Origin of the sequence: Enterobacter sp. N18-03635 (assembly GCF_004006055.1) — a bacterium.
Lineage (GTDB): Bacteria > Pseudomonadota > Gammaproteobacteria > Enterobacterales > Enterobacteriaceae > Enterobacter > Enterobacter vonholyi.
Genome location: NZ_CP034769.1, coordinates 4,502,347 through 4,523,488, shown reverse-complemented (window position 1 = coordinate 4,523,488; position 21,142 = coordinate 4,502,347). Strand labels below are relative to the sequence as shown.

At 53.2% G+C, this 21,142-nt stretch carries 15 protein-coding genes, 1 tRNA gene and 3 rRNA genes; 14 read left to right on the top strand and 5 right to left on the bottom strand.

Going from position 1 to position 21,142, the window contains the following annotated elements; translation table 11 throughout:
• The first annotated feature begins 204 nt into the window (after positions 1–204).
• The 6 genes from rbsD (at position 205) to rbsR (ending at position 6,058) form a co-directional block, all read left to right on the top strand.
• Positions 205–624: a D-ribose pyranase gene (gene rbsD, locus ELK40_RS22465; RefSeq protein WP_003862392.1), complete on the top strand. Its 420-nt coding sequence runs from the start codon at positions 205–207 to the stop codon at positions 622–624.
• Positions 625–631: 7 nt separating this feature from the next.
• The gene (gene rbsA / locus ELK40_RS22460) at positions 632–2,137 is read left to right on the top strand and encodes a ribose ABC transporter ATP-binding protein RbsA (protein WP_021242658.1); all 1,506 of its coding nucleotides are present in this window, start codon (positions 632–634) and stop codon (positions 2,135–2,137) included.
• Between the two features lie 4 nt (positions 2,138–2,141).
• On the top strand, positions 2,142–3,107 hold the full coding sequence (rbsC, locus tag ELK40_RS22455; protein WP_021242657.1) for a ribose ABC transporter permease: 966 nt from the start codon (positions 2,142–2,144) through the stop codon (positions 3,105–3,107).
• Positions 3,108–3,134: 27 nt separating this feature from the next.
• Entirely contained in the window at positions 3,135–4,025 is an 891-nt protein-coding gene (gene rbsB / locus ELK40_RS22450) for a ribose ABC transporter substrate-binding protein RbsB (protein ID WP_008503498.1), read from the top strand.
• A 107-nt stretch (positions 4,026–4,132) separates the two neighbouring features.
• Complete coding sequence (gene rbsK, locus ELK40_RS22445; RefSeq protein ID WP_127732858.1) at positions 4,133–5,062, top strand: ribokinase; 930 nt, start codon at positions 4,133–4,135, stop codon at positions 5,060–5,062.
• 3 nt (positions 5,063–5,065) lie between these two features.
• Positions 5,066–6,058, top strand: a complete 993-nt coding sequence (gene rbsR, locus ELK40_RS22440; protein WP_111964226.1) for a ribose operon transcriptional repressor RbsR — start codon at positions 5,066–5,068, stop codon at positions 6,056–6,058.
• On the opposite strand, the gene mdtD is transcribed toward rbsR, so the two are convergent.
• Both mdtD and ELK40_RS22430 read right to left on the bottom strand, forming a co-directional pair.
• Positions 6,024–7,457 (bottom strand): multidrug transporter subunit MdtD, encoded by a 1,434-nt coding sequence (gene mdtD / locus ELK40_RS22435; RefSeq protein WP_115876784.1) that lies wholly within the window; start codon positions 7,455–7,457, stop codon positions 6,024–6,026. The genes rbsR and mdtD overlap by 35 nt on opposite strands.
• Positions 7,454–8,161: a FadR/GntR family transcriptional regulator gene (locus ELK40_RS22430; RefSeq protein ID WP_111964224.1), complete on the bottom strand. Its 708-nt coding sequence runs from the start codon at positions 8,159–8,161 to the stop codon at positions 7,454–7,456. Before ELK40_RS22430 ends, mdtD begins: the two co-directional genes overlap by 4 nt.
• Positions 8,162–8,615: 454 nt before the next feature.
• On the opposite strand from ELK40_RS22430, the gene ELK40_RS22425 reads away from it, so the two are divergent.
• The 4 genes from ELK40_RS22425 (at position 8,616) to rrf (ending at position 13,594) form a co-directional block, all read left to right on the top strand.
• Positions 8,616–10,157: ribosomal RNA gene (locus ELK40_RS22425) — 16S ribosomal RNA — on the top strand.
• Positions 10,158–10,241: 84 nt separating this feature from the next.
• Positions 10,242–10,317, top strand: a tRNA-Glu gene (locus ELK40_RS22420).
• 182 nt (positions 10,318–10,499) lie between these two features.
• Positions 10,500–13,405 (top strand): 23S ribosomal RNA (locus tag ELK40_RS22415).
• A gap of 73 nt (positions 13,406–13,478) precedes the next feature.
• Positions 13,479–13,594, top strand: a 5S ribosomal RNA gene (rrf, locus tag ELK40_RS22410).
• Together the 16S, 23S and 5S rRNA genes with 1 tRNA gene alongside form the textbook arrangement of a ribosomal RNA operon.
• Positions 13,595–13,694: 100 nt before the next feature.
• Here the strand turns inward: rrf and mobB are convergent.
• Both mobB and mobA read right to left on the bottom strand, forming a co-directional pair.
• On the bottom strand, positions 13,695–14,198 hold the full coding sequence (gene mobB, locus ELK40_RS22405) for a molybdopterin-guanine dinucleotide biosynthesis protein MobB (RefSeq protein ID WP_127732679.1): 504 nt from the start codon (positions 14,196–14,198) through the stop codon (positions 13,695–13,697).
• Positions 14,195–14,779 (bottom strand): molybdenum cofactor guanylyltransferase MobA, encoded by a 585-nt coding sequence (gene mobA, locus ELK40_RS22400; protein WP_127732677.1) that lies wholly within the window; start codon positions 14,777–14,779, stop codon positions 14,195–14,197. Before mobA ends, mobB begins: the two co-directional genes overlap by 4 nt.
• A gap of 68 nt (positions 14,780–14,847) precedes the next feature.
• On the opposite strand from mobA, the gene ELK40_RS22395 reads away from it, so the two are divergent.
• From ELK40_RS22395 to dsbA, 3 genes are all read left to right on the top strand, one after another.
• Positions 14,848–15,117, top strand: a complete 270-nt coding sequence (locus tag ELK40_RS22395; RefSeq protein WP_008501866.1) for a YihD family protein — start codon at positions 14,848–14,850, stop codon at positions 15,115–15,117.
• A gap of 75 nt (positions 15,118–15,192) precedes the next feature.
• A complete protein-coding gene (locus ELK40_RS22390; protein WP_127732675.1) occupies positions 15,193–16,179 on the top strand; it encodes a serine/threonine protein kinase in 987 nt (328 codons plus the stop codon).
• A 26-nt stretch (positions 16,180–16,205) separates the two neighbouring features.
• Entirely contained in the window at positions 16,206–16,829 is a 624-nt protein-coding gene (gene dsbA / locus ELK40_RS22385) for a thiol:disulfide interchange protein DsbA (RefSeq protein ID WP_045285687.1), read from the top strand.
• A gap of 23 nt (positions 16,830–16,852) precedes the next feature.
• Here dsbA and ELK40_RS22380 read toward each other — a convergent pair whose 3' ends face one another.
• Positions 16,853–17,761, bottom strand: a complete 909-nt coding sequence (locus ELK40_RS22380; RefSeq protein ID WP_127732673.1) for an acyltransferase — start codon at positions 17,759–17,761, stop codon at positions 16,853–16,855.
• A 440-nt stretch (positions 17,762–18,201) separates the two neighbouring features.
• Here ELK40_RS22380 and polA point away from each other — a divergent pair, with 440 nt between their 5' ends.
• Positions 18,202–20,994: a DNA polymerase I gene (polA, locus tag ELK40_RS22375; RefSeq protein ID WP_127732671.1), complete on the top strand. Its 2,793-nt coding sequence runs from the start codon at positions 18,202–18,204 to the stop codon at positions 20,992–20,994.
• Positions 20,995–21,142 lie beyond the last annotated feature (148 nt).

Here is a 21,142-nt window from a genome sequence, read left to right as displayed (position 1 = left end):
ATGCCGGGTGGCGCTGCGCTTACCCGGCCTACCAAACCCGTAGGCCCGTGCAAGCGAAGCGCCGTCGGGCTATTTCTCCCATCAATATTTCACTTAGCGAAACGTTTCGACGTCGATCACAAATCTGTTACGTCATGATGGTTTTCTGAACATTTCTGGCGCTACACTACTTTTAGCGAAACGTTTCGCTAGTGGAGCAAGAAAATGAAGAAAGGCACGGTACTCAACTCAGAAATCTCATCGGTTATTTCCCGTCTGGGGCATACCGATACGCTGGTGGTTTGCGATGCAGGCTTACCGGTTCCGCGCAGCACAACCCGTATTGATATGGCGTTAACGCAGGGTGTTCCTTCGTTTATGCAGGTACTGGAAGTCGTGACGGCGGAGATGCAGGTTGAGGCAGCCATTCTCGCGGCGGAAATCAAACAACATAATCCGCAACTCCACGAAACGTTGCTCAGCCATATTGAGCAACTGCAACAACACCAGGGAAACACCATAGAAATTCGTTACACAACGCACGAGCAGTTCAAACAACAAACCGCAGACAGTCAGGCGGTAATTCGCAGCGGGGAGTGTTCCCCGTATGCGAATATCATTCTCTGTGCTGGCGTCACCTTCTGAGGCCATCATGGACGCATTACTGCAACTCAAAGGGATCGATAAGTCGTTCCCGGGCGTAAAAGCCCTCTCCGGCGCGGCGCTGAACGTCTACCCCGGGCGCGTAATGGCGCTGGTGGGGGAAAACGGCGCCGGCAAATCCACCATGATGAAAGTGCTGACCGGTATCTATCAACGCGATGCCGGTTCACTCCTCTGGCTGGGTAAAGAAACCACCTTCACTGGCCCGAAATCTTCTCAGGAAGCGGGTATCGGCATTATTCACCAGGAGCTGAATCTGATCCCGCAGCTCACCATTGCGGAAAACATCTTCCTCGGCCGCGAGTTTGTTAACCGGTTCGGCAAAATCGACTGGAAAACTATGTATGCTGAAGCGGACAAGCTGCTGGCGAAGCTGAACCTGCGCTTTAAGAGCGACCGTCTGGTAGGCGATCTGTCGATTGGCGATCAGCAGATGGTGGAAATCGCGAAGGTGCTGAGCTTTGAGTCTAAGGTCATCATTATGGATGAACCGACCGACGCCCTGACCGATACTGAAACCGAATCCCTGTTCCGCGTCATCCGCGAACTGAAGTCGCAGGGGCGCGGGATTGTCTATATCTCTCACCGCATGAAAGAGATCTTCGAGATCTGCGACGACGTCACCGTTTTCCGCGACGGGCAGTTTATTGCCGAGCGCGAAGTGGCCACGCTGACCGAAGATACGCTCATTGAAATGATGGTGGGACGTAAGCTTGAAGATCAATATCCGCATCTGGATAAAGCGCCGGGAGAGATCCGCCTGAAGGTAGACAACCTCTGCGGTCCGGGCGTGAACGACGTGACCTTTACCCTGCGCCAGGGCGAGATCCTGGGCGTGGCGGGCCTGATGGGGGCGGGACGTACCGAGCTGATGAAAGTGTTGTACGGCGCACTGCCGCGCACCAGCGGTTATGTCACCCTTGACGGACATGAAGTGGTCACCCGCTCTCCGCAGGATGGTCTGGCGAACGGCATCGTCTATATCTCCGAAGACCGCAAACGCGATGGCCTGGTGCTGGGCATGTCGGTAAAAGAGAACATGTCCCTGACCGCGCTGCGCTATTTCAGCCATAGCGGTGGAAGCCTGAAGCATAAAGACGAACAGCAGGCGGTCAGTGATTTTATCCGCCTCTTTAACGTCAAAACCCCGTCGATGGAGCAGGCGATTGGCCTGTTATCCGGCGGGAATCAGCAGAAAGTGGCGATTGCGCGCGGGCTGATGACGCGCCCGAAAGTGCTGATCCTCGACGAGCCAACCCGCGGCGTGGACGTGGGCGCGAAGAAAGAGATCTATCAGCTGATTAACCAGTTTAAGGCCGACGGTCTGAGCATCATTCTGGTCTCTTCCGAGATGCCAGAAGTATTAGGCATGAGCGATCGCATTATCGTTATGCATGAAGGGCATCTCGGCGGTGAATTCACTCGCGAGCAGGCCACCCAGGAAGTTCTGATGGCTGCCGCTGTGGGCAAGCTTAATCGCGTGAATCAGGAGTAAGAAGATGACTACCCAGGCTGTTTCTGGTCGCCGCTATTTCACAAAGGCGTGGCTCATGGAGCAAAAATCGCTGATTGCCCTGCTGGTGCTGATCGCGATTGTATCGACCATGAGCCCGAACTTTTTCACCGTTAATAACCTGTTCAACATTCTGCAGCAGACGTCGGTGAATGCCATTATGGCGGTCGGCATGACGCTGGTAATTTTGACCTCAGGTATCGATCTGTCCGTCGGTTCCCTGCTGGCCCTTACCGGCGCGATCGCCGCTTCGCTTGTCGGGATTGAAGTCAACGCGCTGGTGGCTGTGGCCGCGGCCCTGGCGGCAGGGGCCGCGATTGGCGCCGTCACCGGCGTGATTGTGGCAAAAGGTCGCGTTCAGGCATTCATCGCCACGCTGGTGATGATGCTGCTGCTGCGCGGGGTGACCATGGTTTATACCAACGGCAGCCCGGTCAATACCGGCTTCACCGATAATGCCGATCTGTTTGGCTGGTTCGGTATCGGTCGCCCGCTGGGTGTTCCGACACCGGTCTGGATCATGGCTATCGTCTTCCTGGCGGCGTGGTACATGCTGCACCATACCCGTCTGGGCCGTTATATTTATGCGCTGGGCGGTAACGAAGCGGCAACGCGCCTGTCCGGTATCAGCGTTAATAAAGTCAAAGTTATCGTCTACTCCCTGTGCGGTCTGCTGGCGTCACTGGCGGGCATTATCGAAGTGGCGCGCCTCTCTTCCGCGCAGCCGACGGCGGGTACGGGGTATGAGCTGGATGCTATCGCGGCAGTGGTTCTGGGCGGTACGAGTCTTGCGGGCGGTAAAGGTCGCATTGTTGGGACATTGATCGGCGCACTGATTCTCGGTTTCCTGAATAATGGTTTGAATTTGTTAGGTGTTTCCTCCTATTACCAGATGATCGTTAAGGCAGTGGTGATTTTGCTGGCGGTACTGGTAGACAACAAAAAACAGTAACTGACGACACTACAGGACATCTTAGATATGAACATGAAAAAACTGGCTACCCTGGTTTCTGCTGTCGCGCTGAGCGCAACCGTAAGTGCTAACGCCATGGCGAAAGATACCATCGCGCTGGTTGTCTCAACCCTGAACAACCCGTTCTTCGTCTCCCTGAAGGACGGTGCGCAGAAAGAAGCGGACAAGCTGGGCTATAACCTGGTGGTGCTGGATTCACAGAACAACCCGGCGAAAGAGCTGGCTAACGTTCAGGACTTAACCGTTCGTGGCACCAAGATTCTGCTGATCAACCCAACCGACTCTGACGCCGTAGGTAACGCCGTTAAAATGGCAAACCAGGCGAAAATTCCGGTGATCACCCTGGACCGTCAGGCAACCAAAGGCGACGTGGTGAGCCACATTGCGTCTGATAACGTGCTGGGCGGCAAAATCGCGGGTGATTACATCGCGAAGAAAGCTGGCGAAGGCGCGAAAGTTATCGAACTGCAGGGGATTGCCGGTACGTCTGCCGCCCGCGAGCGTGGCGAAGGCTTCCAGCAGGCTGTGGCTGCACACAAATTCAACGTGCTGGCGAGCCAGCCAGCAGACTTCGATCGTACCAAAGGTCTGAACGTCATGCAGAACCTGCTGACCGCACACCCTGATGTGCAGGCGGTCTTCGCGCAGAACGACGAAATGGCGCTCGGTGCGCTGCGTGCTCTGCAGACTGCAGGTAAATCTGATGTGATGGTTGTCGGATTTGACGGCACGCCGGATGGTGAAAAAGCAGTAAACGATGGCAAACTGGCTGCGACCATCGCTCAGCTGCCTGAGCAGATTGGCGCCACTGGCGTTGAAACTGCCGACAAAGTGCTGAAGGGCGAAAAAGTTCAGGCTAAATACCCGGTTGACCTGAAGCTGGTCATCAAGCAGTAAAAGGCGAATCAGGCAGTCGCTGGCTGCCTGAGGGACACCAATAAAAGAAAAGTGTGGCATACGCCACCGGGTAACACCGGTGGCGCTCTCAGATGGACAACCCAACCATGAAAACCGCAGGCAACCTCGTCGTCCTTGGCAGTATCAATGCCGATCACATTCTTAACCTTGAATCGTTCCCTGCACCGGGCGAAACCGTCACGGGTAATCAGTATCAGGTGGCATTTGGCGGTAAAGGTGCCAACCAGGCCGTGGCCGCGGGTCGCAGTGGGGCGAATATTGCGTTTATCGCCTGCACGGGTGATGACGATACCGGTGAGCGTGTACGCAAGCAGCTCGCGAGCGACAACATTGATATCGCACCGGTCAGCGTTGTTGCAGAGGAATCTACCGGCGTGGCGCTGATTTTCGTCAACGCTGAAGGTGAGAATGTCATCGGTATTCATGCTGGGGCTAACGCTGCGCTGACGACGGAGCGCGTAGAAGCGCAACGTGCTATCATCGCCGGAGCGGAAGCCCTGCTCATGCAGCTGGAATCACCGGTTGAAAGCGTGCTGGCCGCCGCAAAAATTGCGCATGAAAATCATACCACTGTCGTACTTAATCCGGCCCCTGCCCGTGTATTATCAGACGAGCTGCTGGCGCTGGTGGACATCATTACGCCGAACGAAACCGAAGCCGAAAAGCTGACGGGCATTCGCGTAGAAAATGATGACGATGCCGCACGAGCCGCGCGTGCACTGCATGATAAGGGCATCGGCACCGTGATTATCACCCTTGGCAGCCGTGGGGTGTGGGCAAGCGTCAATGGCGAAGGCCGTCGCGTGCCGGGCTTTAAGGTCAAAGCGATTGATACCATCGCAGCGGGAGACACCTTCAATGGTGCACTGGTGACCGCGCTGTTGGAAGGCAAGAAAATGGATGACGCTATTCGCTTCGCTCACGCCGCTGCCGCGATTGCGGTGACGCGCAAGGGCGCCCAGCCTTCCGTTCCGTGGCGTAAAGAGATCGATGAATTCTTAAGTCAGCAGGGGTAACGCTTGGCTACAATGAAAGATGTCGCCCGTATGGCGGGCGTTTCTACCTCGACGGTCTCCCACGTCATTAATAAAGATCGCTTCGTCAGCGAGGCGATTCGGGAAAAAGTCGAAGCTGCGGTAAAAGAACTCAACTATGCGCCGTCTGCGCTGGCGCGCAGCCTTAAGCTCAATCAGACGCGCACCATCGGTATGCTGATCACCGCAAGTACCAACCCCTTTTATTCAGAACTGGTTCGCGGCGTGGAGCGCAGCTGCTTCGAGCGCGGCTACAGCCTGGTGCTGTGTAACACCGAAGGTGACGAGCAGCGCATGAATCGTAACCTGGAGACGCTGATGCAAAAACGCGTCGACGGGCTACTGTTGCTCTGCACCGAAACGCACCAGCCCTCGAAAGAGATCATCCAGCGCTATCCTTCAATTCCCACCGTGATGATGGACTGGGCCCCATTCGACGGAACCAGCGATCTCATTCAGGATAACTCCCTGCTGGGTGGTGATATGGCGACTCAGTATCTGATTGATAAAGGCTATACCCGCATCGCCTGTATTACCGGTCCGCTGGATAAAACCCCGGCGCGTTTGCGTCTGGAGGGGTATCTCTCCGCCATGGATCGAGCAGGGCTCGCCATTCCTGATGGCTACCGGATCACTGGTGATTTCGAATTTAACGGTGGCTTCGAGGCTATGCAGAAACTGCTGACGCAAGCGCAGCGCCCGCAGGCGGTCTTTATTGGTAATGATGCGATGGCGTTTGGTGCCTATCAGGCATTGTACCAGGCGGGGCTACGCGTGCCGGACGATATGGCGGTGATTGGCTACGATGATATTGAACTTGCCCGCTACATGACGCCGCCGCTGACTACTATTCATCAGCCGAAGGATGAACTGGGAGAGCTGGCCATAGATGTGTTGATCCACCGTATGGCGCAGCCCACGCTGCAGCAACAACGCCTGCAGCTTACTCCTGTTCTGATGGAACGCGGTTCGGTTTAGCTTTCTCTTTATGACGCTCTTTAATCAGGTTTCTGCCGTCTTTCGGTTTTAACAGCATAAAGACCAGCGCCGATACCACGGTAAGTGCACCCATGGTAATAAAGGTATAGTGGAACTGCTCAACGGTATTTGCGTTGTCAAAACCCTCATAAAACCTCAGCACCGCTGCACTCACGGCAACCCCTAAACTGATCGACAGCTGTTGCGTTACCGCCAGCACGCTGTTGCCGCTACTGGCGTTCTCGTCAGTCAGGTCGGCGAGGGTGATGGTGTTCATCGATGTGAACTGCGTCGACATCGCCATGCCCAACACAAACAGCGGCAGGATCAGCATCCAGACGGGCAACGCGGCGGACTGCAGCGAAAACTGCGCAATCATCAAACCGATAAAGACCGTCACGCCAACCAGCGTCTTACGATAGCCAAACCAGCGCAGCACCTGCGTAACGGTTGATTTTGCCAGAATCGAGCCCATTGCCGTGGGCGCCATCATGCAGCCAGCAATCAGGGCCGGGTAGCCGAAACCCACCTGCAGCATCAATGGCATCAGGAACGGCACACAACCCGTCCCCAGACGAGACGCAATGTTGCCTGCAATCCCTACGGAAAAGGTTCGGGTATTAAAGAGCCCCAGGGAGATTAACGGTGTCGGGTGGCGGCGCGCGTGACGTATATAAAGAAGAAATAACAGAATACCGCCCAGGATAACGGAGAGCGCTATCCACGTTGCGACGATCTTCTCGCCAAACAGCTCCATCCCGCTGGAGAATAACACCAGGCTCAGGCCGAACAGGAAAAAGCCGCCCATGTCGAAGCTGCGCCTTGGCGTGGTGAAGTTCGGCATATATTTGCGGGCATACAGCAGCCCCGCAACGCCAATTGGGATATTAATCAGGAAGATCCAGTGCCAGCTTGCCCAGGTGACAAACACGCCACCGAGTACCGGTCCAAGTATCGGGCCAACAAGGCCTGGCATGGTAACGAAGTTGAGCACGGGAAGTAATTCGCTGCGCGGGTAGGCTCGCAGTAGGGCAAGGCGCGCCACGGGCATCATCATCGCGCCGCCGATGCCCTGCAATACGCGGAAGATAACCAGCTCTGTTAATGATGAGGAGAGCGCACAGGCCAGCGAACCGAGCGTAAAGAGCGTTACGGCCAGCATGAAAACTCTGCGGGTGCCAAAGCGGTCGGCCAGCCAGCCGCTGACCGGTATTAACATTGCCACCGTCAGGGTGTAGCTGATGATGGCTGACTGCATCGCCAGTGGGGAACGGTTGAGGCTTTGCGCAATAGCGGGAAGCGCGGTGTTGAGGATGGTGGCATCCAGTGCCTGCATAAAAAACGCCATGGCTGCAATCCACGGCAATCCGGCCATGCTGCGCGCTTTTTTCTTTGTCATTTATTTACCTGCTGGTGGGTTGGCGCGGCCAGCAATGCCTGGCACGCACTCAGGGCTCGTTGCCCGTCGCTTTCCTGGATGGCATCCACTATCGCCTGATGCAAATCCAGTTTTACCACTTCGTTTTGTGTAATAGAGGTAAAGTAGGTGTGATACACCGAATGAAATAATGAGGCAAAAGAGGTAAGGAACGGATTGGCGCTCATCATATAGATGTGTTCATGCCAGGCCATATCGACCTCAACCCAGCGTTCGCGGTTGAAGTGTTTTTTCAGGAACACCATCTCTGCCATCAACGCGTTAAGCTGCGCTTTCTGCTCTGCTGTTCCCAGCGTAGCGGCAAGCAGACATGCCTGAGGTTCAAGGCTGCTGCGCATCACCAGAAAGTGATCGACGACCTGATGAAAGTTATCTTCCGTCATCCACCAGGAGAGCAGCTCCTGATCGAGAAAATTCCAGTTACTCTGTGGCATTACGCGTGTGCCAATGCGAGGACGTGGAAGCACCATACCTTTTGCCGTCAGGGTTTTTACCGCCTCGCGAACCGCGGTACGACTCACCCCAAACTGCTCACCCAGCTCCATTTCACCCGGCAGGATGCTACCGGGGGCATATTTACCCGCTAAAATTCGCTGCGCCAGCTTTTCTGCCAGCACGTACGACAGGTTTTTTTGGGCGGCCAGCTGTTGTGCGCTTAATGGCATCGCTTTTATTCCTTAAAGATACATGCTGATAATTATGCCACCTCGAATGTGATTGTGGTTGCAGATACATCAAATAGAACAATTTGTAGCTTGATTTCACCTCTGGTGGTGAAAAAAAACGCGGATGAAAACTTTTTTTAAATTTCCTCTTGTCACGTCGGAATAACTCCCTATAATGCGCCTCCACTGACACGGAACAACGGCACACACGCCGCCGGGTCAGCAGAGAATAGCGTAAATAAACGCTTGACTCTGAAGCGGGAAAGCGTAATATGCACACCCCGCGCCGCTGTGAAAAGCGAAGCGGCACTGCTCTTTAACAATTTATCAGACAATCTGTGTGGGCACTCAAAGTGACATGGATTCTTAACGTCGCAAGACGAAAAATGAATACCAAGTCTCTGAGTGAACATACGTAATTCATTACGAAGTTTAATTCACGAGCATCAAACTTAAATTGAAGAGTTTGATCATGGCTCAGATTGAACGCTGGCGGCAGGCCTAACACATGCAAGTCGAGCGGCAGCGGAAAGTAGCTTGCTACTTTGCCGGCGAGCGGCGGACGGGTGAGTAATGTCTGGGAAACTGCCTGATGGAGGGGGATAACTACTGGAAACGGTAGCTAATACCGCATAACGTCGCAAGACCAAAGAGGGGGACCTTCGGGCCTCTTGCCATCAGATGTGCCCAGATGGGATTAGCTAGTAGGTGGGGTAACGGCTCACCTAGGCGACGATCCCTAGCTGGTCTGAGAGGATGACCAGCCACACTGGAACTGAGACACGGTCCAGACTCCTACGGGAGGCAGCAGTGGGGAATATTGCACAATGGGCGCAAGCCTGATGCAGCCATGCCGCGTGTATGAAGAAGGCCTTCGGGTTGTAAAGTACTTTCAGCGGGGAGGAAGGCGATAAGGTTAATAACCTTGTCGATTGACGTTACCCGCAGAAGAAGCACCGGCTAACTCCGTGCCAGCAGCCGCGGTAATACGGAGGGTGCAAGCGTTAATCGGAATTACTGGGCGTAAAGCGCACGCAGGCGGTCTGTCAAGTCGGATGTGAAATCCCCGGGCTCAACCTGGGAACTGCATTCGAAACTGGCAGGCTAGAGTCTTGTAGAGGGGGGTAGAATTCCAGGTGTAGCGGTGAAATGCGTAGAGATCTGGAGGAATACCGGTGGCGAAGGCGGCCCCCTGGACAAAGACTGACGCTCAGGTGCGAAAGCGTGGGGAGCAAACAGGATTAGATACCCTGGTAGTCCACGCCGTAAACGATGTCGACTTGGAGGTTGTGCCCTTGAGGCGTGGCTTCCGGAGCTAACGCGTTAAGTCGACCGCCTGGGGAGTACGGCCGCAAGGTTAAAACTCAAATGAATTGACGGGGGCCCGCACAAGCGGTGGAGCATGTGGTTTAATTCGATGCAACGCGAAGAACCTTACCTACTCTTGACATCCAGAGAACTTAGCAGAGATGCTTTGGTGCCTTCGGGAACTCTGAGACAGGTGCTGCATGGCTGTCGTCAGCTCGTGTTGTGAAATGTTGGGTTAAGTCCCGCAACGAGCGCAACCCTTATCCTTTGTTGCCAGCGGTTAGGCCGGGAACTCAAAGGAGACTGCCAGTGATAAACTGGAGGAAGGTGGGGATGACGTCAAGTCATCATGGCCCTTACGAGTAGGGCTACACACGTGCTACAATGGCGCATACAAAGAGAAGCGACCTCGCGAGAGCAAGCGGACCTCATAAAGTGCGTCGTAGTCCGGATTGGAGTCTGCAACTCGACTCCATGAAGTCGGAATCGCTAGTAATCGTAGATCAGAATGCTACGGTGAATACGTTCCCGGGCCTTGTACACACCGCCCGTCACACCATGGGAGTGGGTTGCAAAAGAAGTAGGTAGCTTAACCTTCGGGAGGGCGCTTACCACTTTGTGATTCATGACTGGGGTGAAGTCGTAACAAGGTAACCGTAGGGGAACCTGCGGTTGGATCACCTCCTTACCTTAAAGAACCTGCCTTTGCAGTGCTCACACAGATTGTCTGATGAAAAGTAAATAGCAAGGCGTCTTGCGATTGAGACTACACGTCCCCTTCGTCTAGAGGCCCAGGACACCGCCCTTTCACGGCGGTAACAGGGGTTCGAATCCCCTAGGGGACGCCACTTGCTGGTTCGTGAGTGAAAGTCACCTGCCGTCATATCTCAAAACTGACTTGCGAGTCACGTTTGAGATATTTGCTCTTTAAAAATCTGGATCAAGCTGAAAATTGAAACGACACATCTTAATGGTGTGTTCGAGTCTCTCAAATTTTCGCAATCAGAAGTGAAACATCTTCGGGTTGTGAGGTTAAGCGACTAAGCGTACACGGTGGATGCCCTGGCAGTCAGAGGCGATGAAGGACGTGCTAATCTGCGAAAAGCGCCGGCGAGGTGATATGAACCTTTGACCCGGCGATGTCCGAATGGGGAAACCCAGTGTGATTCGTCACACTATCGTTAACTGAATACATAGGTTAACGAGGCGAACCGGGGGAACTGAAACATCTAAGTACCCCGAGGAAAAGAAATCAACCGAGATTCCCCCAGTAGCGGCGAGCGAACGGGGAGCAGCCCAGAGTCTGAATCAGCTTGTGTGTTAGTGGAAGCGTCTGGAAAGTCGCACGGTACAGGGTGACAGTCCCGTACACGAAAGCACACAGGCTGTGAACTCGAAGAGTAGGGCGGGACACGTGGTATCCTGTCTGAATATGGGGGGACCATCCTCCAAGGCTAAATACTCCTGACTGACCGATAGTGAACCAGTACCGTGAGGGAAAGGCGAAAAGAACCCCGGCGAGGGGAGTGAAAAAGAACCTGAAACCGTGTACGTACAAGCAGTGGGAGCACCTTCGTGGTGTGACTGCGTACCTTTTGTATAATGGGTCAGCGACTTATATTCTGTAGCAAGGTTAACCGTATAGGGGAGCCGAAGGGAAACCGAGTCTTAACTGGGCGTTAAGTTGCAGGGTATAGACCCGAAACCCGGTGATCTAGCCATGGGCAGGTTGAAGGTTGGGTAACACTAACTGGAGGACCGAACCGACTAATGTTGAAAAATTAGCGGATGACTTGTGGCTGGGGGTGAAAGGCCAATCAAACCGGGAGATAGCTGGTTCTCCCCGAAAGCTATTTAGGTAGCGCCTCGTGAACTCATCTTCGGGGGTAGAGCACTGTTTCGGCTAGGGGGCCATCCCGGCTTACCAACCCGATGCAAACTACGAATACCGAAGAATGTTATCACGGGAGACACACGGCGGGTGCTAACGTCCGTCGTGAAGAGGGAAACAACCCAGACCGCCAGCTAAGGTCCCAAAGTCATGGTTAAGTGGGAAACGATGTGGGAAGGCACAGACAGCCAGGATGTTGGCTTAGAAGCAGCCATCATTTAAAGAAAGCGTAATAGCTCACTGGTCGAGTCGGCCTGCGCGGAAGATGTAACGGGGCTAAACCATGCACCGAAGCTGCGGCAGCGACGCTTATGCGTTGTTGGGTAGGGGAGCGTTCTGTAAGCCGTTGAAGGTGTGCTGTGAGGCATGCTGGAGGTATCAGAAGTGCGAATGCTGACATAAGTAACGATAAAGCGGGTGAAAAGCCCGCTCGCCGGAAGACCAAGGGTTCCTGTCCAACGTTAATCGGGGCAGGGTGAGTCGACCCCTAAGGCGAGGCCGAAAGGCGTAGTCGATGGGAAACAGGTTAATATTCCTGTACTTGGTGTTACTGCGAAGGGGGGACGGAGAAGGCTATGTTAGCCGGGCGACGGTTGTCCCGGTTTAAGCATGTAGGCGGAGGTTCCAGGTAAATCCGGTACCTTATTAACGCTGAGGTGTGATGACGAGGCACTACGGTGCTGAAGTAACAAATGCCCTGCTTCCAGGAAAAGCCTCTAAGCATCAGGTAACACGAAATCGTACCCCAAACCGACACAGGTGGTCAGGTAGAGAATACCAAGGCGCTTGAGAGAACTCGGGTGAAGGAACTAGGCAAAATGGTGCCGTAACTTCGGGAGAAGGCACGCTGATATGTAGGTGAAGCCCCTGCGGGTGGAGCTGAAATCAGTCGAAGATACCAGCTGGCTGCAACTGTTTATTAAAAACACAGCACTGTGCAAACACGAAAGTGGACGTATACGGTGTGACGCCTGCCCGGTGCCGGAAGGTTAATTGATGGGGTTAGCGGTAACGCGAAGCTCTTGATCGAAGCCCCGGTAAACGGCGGCCGTAACTATAACGGTCCTAAGGTAGCGAAATTCCTTGTCGGGTAAGTTCCGACCTGCACGAATGGCGTAATGATGGCCAGGCTGTCTCCACCCGAGACTCAGTGAAATTGAACTCGCTGTGAAGATGCAGTGTACCCGCGGCAAGACGGAAAGACCCCGTGAACCTTTACTATAGCTTGACACTGAACACTGGTCCTTGATGTGTAGGATAGGTGGGAGGCTTTGAAGCGTGGACGCCAGTCTGCGTGGAGCCGTCCTTGAAATACCACCCTTTAATGGCTGGTGTTCTAACGTAGACCCGTGATCCGGGTTGCGGACAGTGTCTGGTGGGTAGTTTGACTGGGGCGGTCTCCTCCCAAAGAGTAACGGAGGAGCACGAAGGTTAGCTAATCCTGGTCGGACATCAGGAGGTTAGTGCAATGGCATAAGCTAGCTTGACTGCGAGAGTGACGGCTCGAGCAGGTGCGAAAGCAGGTCATAGTGATCCGGTGGTTCTGAATGGAAGGGCCATCGCTCAACGGATAAAAGGTACTCCGGGGATAACAGGCTGATACCGCCCAAGAGTTCATATCGACGGCGGTGTTTGGCACCTCGATGTCGGCTCATCACATCCTGGGGCTGAAGTAGGTCCCAAGGGTATGGCTGTTCGCCATTTAAAGTGGTACGCGAGCTGGGTTTAGAACGTCGTGAGACAGTTCGGTCCCTATCTGCCGTGGGCGCTGGAGAATTGAGGGGGGCTGCTCCTAGTACGAGAGGACCGGAGTGGACGCATCACTGGTGTTCGGGTTGTCATGCCAATGGCACTGCCCGGTAGCTAAATGCGGAAAAGATAAGTGCTGAAAGCATCTAAGCACGAAACTTGCCCCGAGATGAGTTCTCCCTGAGACTTTAAGTCTCCTGAAGGAACGTTAAAGACTATGACGTTGATAGGTCGGGTGTGTAAGCGCAGCGATGCGTTGAGCTAACCGATACTAATGAACCGTGAGGCTTAACCTTACAACGCCGAAGATGTTTTGGCGAAGAGACAGAACAATCAAATTTCAGCCTGATACAGATTTAACAGAATTTGCCTGGCGGCTTTAGCGCGGTGGTCCCACCTGACCCCATGCCGAACTCAGAAGTGAAACGCCGTAGCGCCGATGGTAGTGTGGGGTCTCCCCATGTGAGAGTAGGGAACTGCCAGGCATCAAACAAGTGAAGAGGCCATCCGAAAGGATGGCCTTTTTGCGTTTATGAGTCAAAAAATGGTAGGCCGGATAAGGCGAAGCCGCTACCCGGCAAGTCGTCAGATCGCACTCCACTCCATAATAAACTCCGCAATCCCATCCACATCATTTAAATCCAGTACCGGAACTTCAAGTGGCAATACAACATCACTTGCCACCGCAATCACATGCTCATCCAGCGTTAACTCACTAAAATCATGCCCGGCATCGCTTCTGAATAGCAGGATCTTAGGCACGGCCTCATGCTTAAATCCCTCAATCAGCACCAGATCCAGGGTGGAGTGATCCATCCGACTGACAAGATAAGCGAGATCCAGCGGCGCCTCGTCCGGCGTTTCTGTCATTAACGCCCAGCGTTGAGAACTTGCCACCATCGTTTGCGCTGCACCCGCTTTACGCAGCTCAAAGCTGTCTTTTCCCGGTTTATCGACATCCATATTATGGTGGGTATGCTTAATCAATCCTGGACGGATACCTCTGGTACACAGCGCAGGAATGAGCTTTTTCAGCAGCGTGGTTTTCCCGGTTCCACTCCAGGCGGATATGGCTACAACAGGTATCATTTTTTCTCCTGCATCATCTGCAAATCTTCATGCGTATTCACATTCACAAACGCTGATTTCACATCGCTAAAATCAACGGAATGGCCGCCAGACTCACGCATGAAGACCATTACCCTGCGCTCTCCCCCAGCCAGATAGCTCTGCAGAGCAGGCGCTAGCGATCGGTGCATTAATGCGATAGCAGGATGGTCACGCTCGCCGTCATGTACCCAAACCACTGGAGCTGTACTGCGAAGCTGTAATAAACGCTCGGTAAGACAGGACGGAATAAACGGGGTATCGCAGGGGCAGAAGATAAACCACTCTCCTTGAGACTGTTGTATGACCGAAAGCATACCGGCCAGCGGTCCTGGGTAATCCTCAACGATATCCTGGTAGACGGCGTACCCGCTGCTTCGGTAAGTGTCGATATGCCGGTTAGCGCTGATGGCCATTGTCGACACCTGGCCTGAGAGCGTATCGGCGACATGCTGCCATAAGGGTTTTCCATTAAGAAGCTGAAGCCCCTTATCTTTTCCGCCCATTCGCGTTGCTCTGCCGCCTGCCAGAACGACCCCGATGATTTCCTGGCTAAGATTCACGAATATCGCCTCTTTTATTGTGGGATTGACCCTGCTAACGTGTCACTCTAAATGAAAGGAGCACCACCATGAAATGTAAACGTCTGAATGAAGTTATTGAACTCCTACAGCCCGCCTGGCAAAAAGAGCCAGAGCTAAATCTGATGCAATTTTTACAGAAACTGGCGAAAGAGTCAGGTTTTGACGGCGATCTGGCTGACCTTTCTGACGACATCCTGATCTACCACCTTAAAATGCGCGACTCTGCCAAAGATGCTGTTATTCCTGGTATTCAGAAAGATTATGAGGAAGATTTTAAGACCGCATTATTGCGCGCACGAGGCGTAATTAAAGAGTAAAAGCTTGTAAGCGGCGGCACCGAAATCGCCACAAGATGATATCCTGAATCATTCGTATAATTTCCGGATAATCGGATGAACGACCAGGCTTTTACTTTCCAGACATTACACCCGGACACCATTATGGATGCCCTGTTTGAACAGGGTATTCGGGTGGATTCCGGGCTAACACCGTTAAACAGCTACGAAAACCGCGTCTATCAATTTCAGGACGAGGATCGTCAGCGATTCGTTGTAAAGTTCTATCGTCCTGAACGCTGGTCCGCAGAACAAATTCAGGAAGAGCATCAGTTTGCTCACGATCTGCTGGATGACGATGTTCCCGTTGCCGCACCGCTGAAATTCAATAACCAAACGCTCCTCACGCACGAAGGGTTTTACTACGCTGTATTCCCGAGCCTGGGTGGTCGCCAGTTTGAAGCGGATAATATCGATCAGATGGAGTGGGTTGCCCGCTATCTTGGGCGTATACATCAGACGGGACGCAAAAAAGCCTTTATTGCCCGCCCGACTATCGGGATTCAGGAATACCTTCTTGAACCGCGCAAAGTATTCGAAACGTCTGCAATGATCCCCGCAGCGCTAAAGGATGATTTCCTCAACGCCACCGATAAGCTTGTTGCTGCAGTGAAAACCTGCTGGCGCGATGATATTTCCGTCCTGCGCCTGCATGGCGATTGTCACGCCGGGAATATTCTCTGGCGTGACGGCCCGCTCTTTGTCGATCTCGACGATGCGCGCATGGGGGCAGCGGTTCAGGACCTGTGGATGCTGCTCAATGGCGATAAAGCCGAGCAGCGCATGCAGCTTGAAACCATTATTGAAGCTTATGAAGAATTTAGCCCGTTTAATTCAGACGAAATTGCCCTGATTGAGCCTTTACGTGCGATGCGTTTTGTTTATTATCTCGCATGGTTAATCAGGCGTTGGGACGATCCGGCATTTCCTCGCAATTTCCCGTGGCTTACCGGAGAGGATTACTGGCGTAGCCAGATATCTACATTTACTGAGCAGGTTAAGGTTCTTCAGGAGCCCCCTCTGCAATTAACGCCGATGTATTAATGGACACACCCAGGAGAGAGTTAATCATGAAAAAAATTTGGCTGGCGCTGGCAGGTATGATTCTGGCATTTAGCGCTTCTGCTGCGCAGTTTACCGACGGCAAACAGTACATCACGCTGGACAAGCCGGTCGCTGGCGAGCCACAGGTTCTGGAGTTCTTCTCGTTCTATTGCCCACACTGCTATCAGTTCGAGCAGGTGCTGCATGTTTCTGACAACGTGAAGAAAAAGCTGCCGGAAGGCACAAAAATGACCAAGTACCACGTCGAGTTCCTGGGCCCATTGGGTAAAGACCTGACTCAGGCATGGGCGGTTGCAATGGCGCTGGGCGTGGAAGATAAGATCACTTCGCCAATGTTTGAAGCCGTACAGAAAACACAGACCGTTCAGACCACTGCGGATATCCGTAAAGTGTTCGTTGATGCCGGCGTGAAAGGTGAAGAGTATGATGCCGCGTGGAACAGCTTCGTGGTGAAATCACTGGTTGCCCAGCAGGAAAAAGCGGCTGCTGACCTCCAGCTTCAGGGCGTTCCGGCGATGTTTGTTAACGGCAAATATCAGCTGAACATGCAGGGCATGGACACCAGCAGCATGGATATCTTCGTACAGCAGTATGCTGATACCGTGAAATACCTGGTTGAGAAGAAGTAATTTCACTGATGTAAAAACGCCGGTCACTGACCGGCGTTTTTGTATGAAGATTTAATCCTGCCTATCTGTTCGTCTTTCTCTTTCCAGAGCGTATTAAGCCACTGCTGGAAACGACGTTTGAAGTTCTTGTCGTTAACGTAATCACCGTGCAGTTCAGCGTCAATCGGAACCAGGTCGACACGCACAACGATGCGCGTCAGTTTGCCGCTGAGCATATCGAAGAATGGCGTCCTGTCGTTTTCCGGATAGCAGAGCGTGACGTTAAGAAGTTTATCGAACTGTGCTCCCAGCACGTTAAGCGCCATCGCAATCCCCGCTGCCTTTGGCGGCAACAGATGCTGATAAGGAGAGCGAGTTTGCTGGCGCTTCTCTTCCGTAAACCGGGAACCTTCAACAAAGTTCACGATAGTCGTTGGATGCGCGCGAAATTTTTCGCAGGAACGGCGCGTGGTCTCCACATCTTTGCCGCGACGCTCGGGATGACGAATCAAATAGCTGCGCGAATAGCGTTTCATAAAGGGCATATCTAGCGCCCAGCAGGCCAGCCCAATAAAAGGTACCCAGGCGAGCTGCTGTTTCAGAAAGTATTTGTTCATCGGGATGTGTTTGCGAAAAAGCACGCATAACACCACGATGTCCGCCCAGCTGTGGTGATTGCAGATCAGCAGGTACCAGTTCTTCTTGTTAAGACTCTCCAGTCCTTTGATATCCCACTTCAGATGCGGGTTCAGGCACAGCAGGATCGCCAGCCCTTCGCACCAGCAGTACATCATGAAATTACAAAATGCGGACACGGCTCGCCACACCATGGGGACAGGCAGCAGCAGTTTAATGATCCCGGCTACGATGATCGGCACAGAACATGCGATAGTTACCAGAATAGTTAAAATGATGCTTAACAGTAATGTTATTGCAGCGAGCAATCTCGACATGATGAGCTTTTTCAGGTAGTTAGCTGTAAGTTAGCGGCCGGCTATTCGACGCTGGGCGCTGATTTTACCAGAAAACGGACAAATTAATGGCGCTTTCATGTGATGATTTGGCCGCTTTTACCCTGTCGTAGACGATTTCACTGTGATTCCGCGCTTATCAAGGCTTATATCCACATAGACTAAATTGCCATCAGTTGGCCATATAGATAAGATCTAATGCCATAACAGCATGATAATTAAGATCTAAAAAATAACTCATATGTGTATTTTGTGTCTGTTATTCATATGAACTGAAAATATGCACAAACTTATCCACAGTTTGAATTTTGCGAGCGATCCTCACGATCGCAAAATCTTTTCCTGTATCAGGCGCTAATAACTGATGTTTTCATCCTTCTGTGGCATCCTTTACCCATAAATTGATTAAAGGCACGGACATTATGGTTCAGATCCCAGAAAACCCTCTTATTCTCGTCGATGGCTCTTCTTACCTGTATCGGGCATACCATGCGTTTCCTCCTCTGACCAATAGCGCAGGGGAACCCACCGGCGCAATGTACGGCGTGCTGAACATGCTGCGCAGCCTGATCCTTCAGTACCAGCCAACCCATGCGGCTGTGGTCTTTGATGCGAAAGGCAAAACGTTCCGCGATGAGCTGTTTGAGCATTACAAATCTCACCGTCCGCCAATGCCTGACGATCTGCGTGCGCAGATTGAACCGCTGCACACCATGGTAAGAGCGATGGGGCTGCCGCTGCTGGCCGTCTCTGGCGTTGAAGCCGATGACGTCATCGGTACGCTGGCGCGTGAAGCAGAAAAGATGGGTCGTCCTGTACTGATCAGCACCGGTGATAAAGATATGGCGCAGCTGGTGACGCCAGGTATCACCCTGATTAATACCATGACCAACACCATTCTGGGGCCTGAAGAGGTTGTCACTAAGTATGGCGTGCCGCCTGAGCTGATTATCGACTTCCTTGCGTTGATGGGCGACTCCTCGGATAACATCCCGGGTGTCCCTGGCGTTGGTGAGAAAACCGCGCAGGCGCTGCTTCAGGGGCTGGGCGGGCTGGATACGCTCTACGCGGAATCAGACAAAATCGCCGGGCTCTCCTTCCGTGGCGCAAAAACCATGGCCGGAAAACTGGAAGAGAACAAAGAGGTGGCTTATCTCTCCTATAAGCTGGCTACAATCAAAACCGATGTCGAACTGGAGCTGGGCTGTGAGCAGCTTGAGGTGCAACAGCCTTCTGCTGACGATCTGCTGAGCCTGTTTAAGAAATACGAATTCAAGCGCTGGATCACCGACGTGGAAGCCGGTAAATGGCTACAGGCAAAAGGGGCCAAACCTGCTGCAAAGCCGAAGGAGACGATTGTTGTTGAAGCAGAAGATCAGGCTGAAGAAGAAGCCGTGGCGCTTTCATTCGACAACTACGAAACCATTCTTGAAGAGTCACAGCTGATCGCCTGGATCGAGAAGCTGAAAAAGGCGCCGGTCTTTGCCTTTGATACCGAAACTGACAGTCTCGATAACATCTCAGCCAATATGGTTGGCCTGTCATTTGCGACAGAGCCGGGTATTGCAGCCTACGTTCCTGTGGCGCACGATTACCTGGATGCGCCGGAGCAGCTCTCCCGTGAACGCGTGCTTGAGCTGCTGAAGCCGATCCTGGAAGACGAAAAGGCGCTCAAGGTTGGGCAAAACCTCAAGTACGACCGCGGCATTCTGCAAAACTACGGCATTGAACTGCGTGGGATCGCCTTCGACACCATGCTCGAATCCTACATTCTGGACAGCGTCGCGGGCCGCCATGATATGGATTCCTTATCTGACCGCTGGCTCAAGCACAAAACCATCACCTTTGAAGAGATTGCCGGAAAAGGGAAAAATCAACTCACCTTTAACCAGATTGCTCTTGAAGAGGCGGGTCGCTACGCGGCGGAAGATGCTGACGTCACGCTGCAGCTGCATCTGAAGATGTGGCCAAAACTGCAGAAGCACGAAGGTCCGCTGAACGTGTTCCAGCATATCGAGATGCCGCTGGTGCCCGTGCTATCCCGCATTGAACGCAACGGCGTGAAAATCGACCCAACGGTGCTGCATAACCACTCCGGGGAGCTAGCGCAGCGCCTGACCGAGCTTGAGCAAAAAGCGCATGAGCTTGCAGGCGAGCCGTTTAACCTCTCTTCACCGAAGCAGCTGCAAACCATTCTGTTTGAAAAGCAGGGCATCAAGCCGCTGAAGAAAACCCCTGGCGGCGCACCGTCAACCTCTGAAGAGGTCCTGGAAGAGCTGGCGCTGGATTACCCGCTGCCAAAAGTGATTCTGCAGTACCGTGGTCTCGCGAAGCTGAAGTCGACCTACACCGACAAGCTTCCGCTTATGATCAACCCGAAAACGGGTCGCGTGCACACGTCGTATCATCAGGCTGTCGCGGCGACCGGTCGTCTCTCGTCAACCGATCCCAACCTGCAGAACATCCCGGTACGTAACGAAGAGGGCCGTCGTATTCGCCAGGCTTTCATCGCACCAGAGGATTATCTGATTGTCTCTGCTGACTACTCGCAAATCGAACTGCGCATTATGGCGCATCTGTCCCGTGACAAAGGCCTGCTTACCGCGTTTGCCGAAGGGAAGGATATCCACCGGGCAACCGCGGCGGAAGTCTTCGGCTTGCCGCTGGACAGCGTGACCAACGAACAGCGCCGCAGTGCTAAGGCGATCAACTTCGGTCTGATCTACGGCATGAGCGCGTTCGGCCTTTCACGCCAGCTCAACATTCCACGTAAAGAGTCGCAGAAGTATATGGATCTCTACTTCGAGCGTTATCCGGGCGTGCTGGAATATATGGAACGCACACGCGCGCAGGCGAAGGAAAAAGGTTACGTCGAAACCCTGGATGGCCGCCGTCTCTACCTACCGGACATCAAATCCAGCAACGCGGCGCGCCGCGCTGGCGCAGAGCGTGCGGCGATCAACGCCCCGATGCAGGGTACCGCGGCGGACATTATTAAGCGTGCAATGATCGCCGTTGATGCCTGGCTGGAAGAAGAGAAACCTCGCGTGAAAATGATCATGCAGGTACACGATGAACTGGTATTTGAAGTGCACAAGGACGACCTCGACGCCGTGTCGAAGAAGATCCACGAACTGATGGAAAGCAGCATGACGCTTGATGTGCCGTTGCTGGTGGAAGTGGGAAGTGGTGAAAACTGGGATCAGGCTCACTAACGATTCTTCGCATAACGCGCTATTTATGTAAGTTTGCAACATTAGAACGCGCGTTTTGTGACGATCATTAGAATTCCCTATGTAAAGAATGAAAAAAAACTACAAAAAGTGCTTTTTCTGCAGCACAAAAAGGGGTAGAGTTATCGGC

What these genes read in the sequence shown, in the direction of transcription:
- rbsD (WP_003862392.1), top strand. Translation starts at nt 205, where the DNA reads ATGAAGAAAGGCACGGTACTCAACTCAGAAATCTCATCGGTTATTTCC.
- rbsA (WP_021242658.1), top strand. Translation starts at nt 632, where the DNA reads ATGGACGCATTACTGCAACTCAAAGGGATCGATAAGTCGTTCCCGGGC.
- rbsC (WP_021242657.1), top strand. Translation starts at nt 2,142, where the DNA reads ATGACTACCCAGGCTGTTTCTGGTCGCCGCTATTTCACAAAGGCGTGG.
- rbsB (WP_008503498.1), top strand. Translation starts at nt 3,135, where the DNA reads ATGAACATGAAAAAACTGGCTACCCTGGTTTCTGCTGTCGCGCTGAGC.
- rbsK (WP_127732858.1), top strand. Translation starts at nt 4,133, where the DNA reads ATGAAAACCGCAGGCAACCTCGTCGTCCTTGGCAGTATCAATGCCGAT.
- mdtD (WP_115876784.1), bottom strand. Translation starts at nt 7,457, where the DNA reads ATGACAAAGAAAAAAGCGCGCAGCATGGCCGGATTGCCGTGGATTGCA.
- ELK40_RS22430 (WP_111964224.1), bottom strand. Translation starts at nt 8,161, where the DNA reads ATGCCATTAAGCGCACAACAGCTGGCCGCCCAAAAAAACCTGTCGTAC.
- mobB (WP_127732679.1), bottom strand. Translation starts at nt 14,198, where the DNA reads ATGATACCTGTTGTAGCCATATCCGCCTGGAGTGGAACCGGGAAAACC.
- ELK40_RS22395 (WP_008501866.1), top strand. Translation starts at nt 14,848, where the DNA reads ATGAAATGTAAACGTCTGAATGAAGTTATTGAACTCCTACAGCCCGCC.
- ELK40_RS22390 (WP_127732675.1), top strand. Translation starts at nt 15,193, where the DNA reads ATGAACGACCAGGCTTTTACTTTCCAGACATTACACCCGGACACCATT.
- dsbA (WP_045285687.1), top strand. Translation starts at nt 16,206, where the DNA reads ATGAAAAAAATTTGGCTGGCGCTGGCAGGTATGATTCTGGCATTTAGC.
- ELK40_RS22380 (WP_127732673.1), bottom strand. Translation starts at nt 17,761, where the DNA reads ATGTCGAGATTGCTCGCTGCAATAACATTACTGTTAAGCATCATTTTA.
- polA (WP_127732671.1), top strand. Translation starts at nt 18,202, where the DNA reads ATGGTTCAGATCCCAGAAAACCCTCTTATTCTCGTCGATGGCTCTTCT.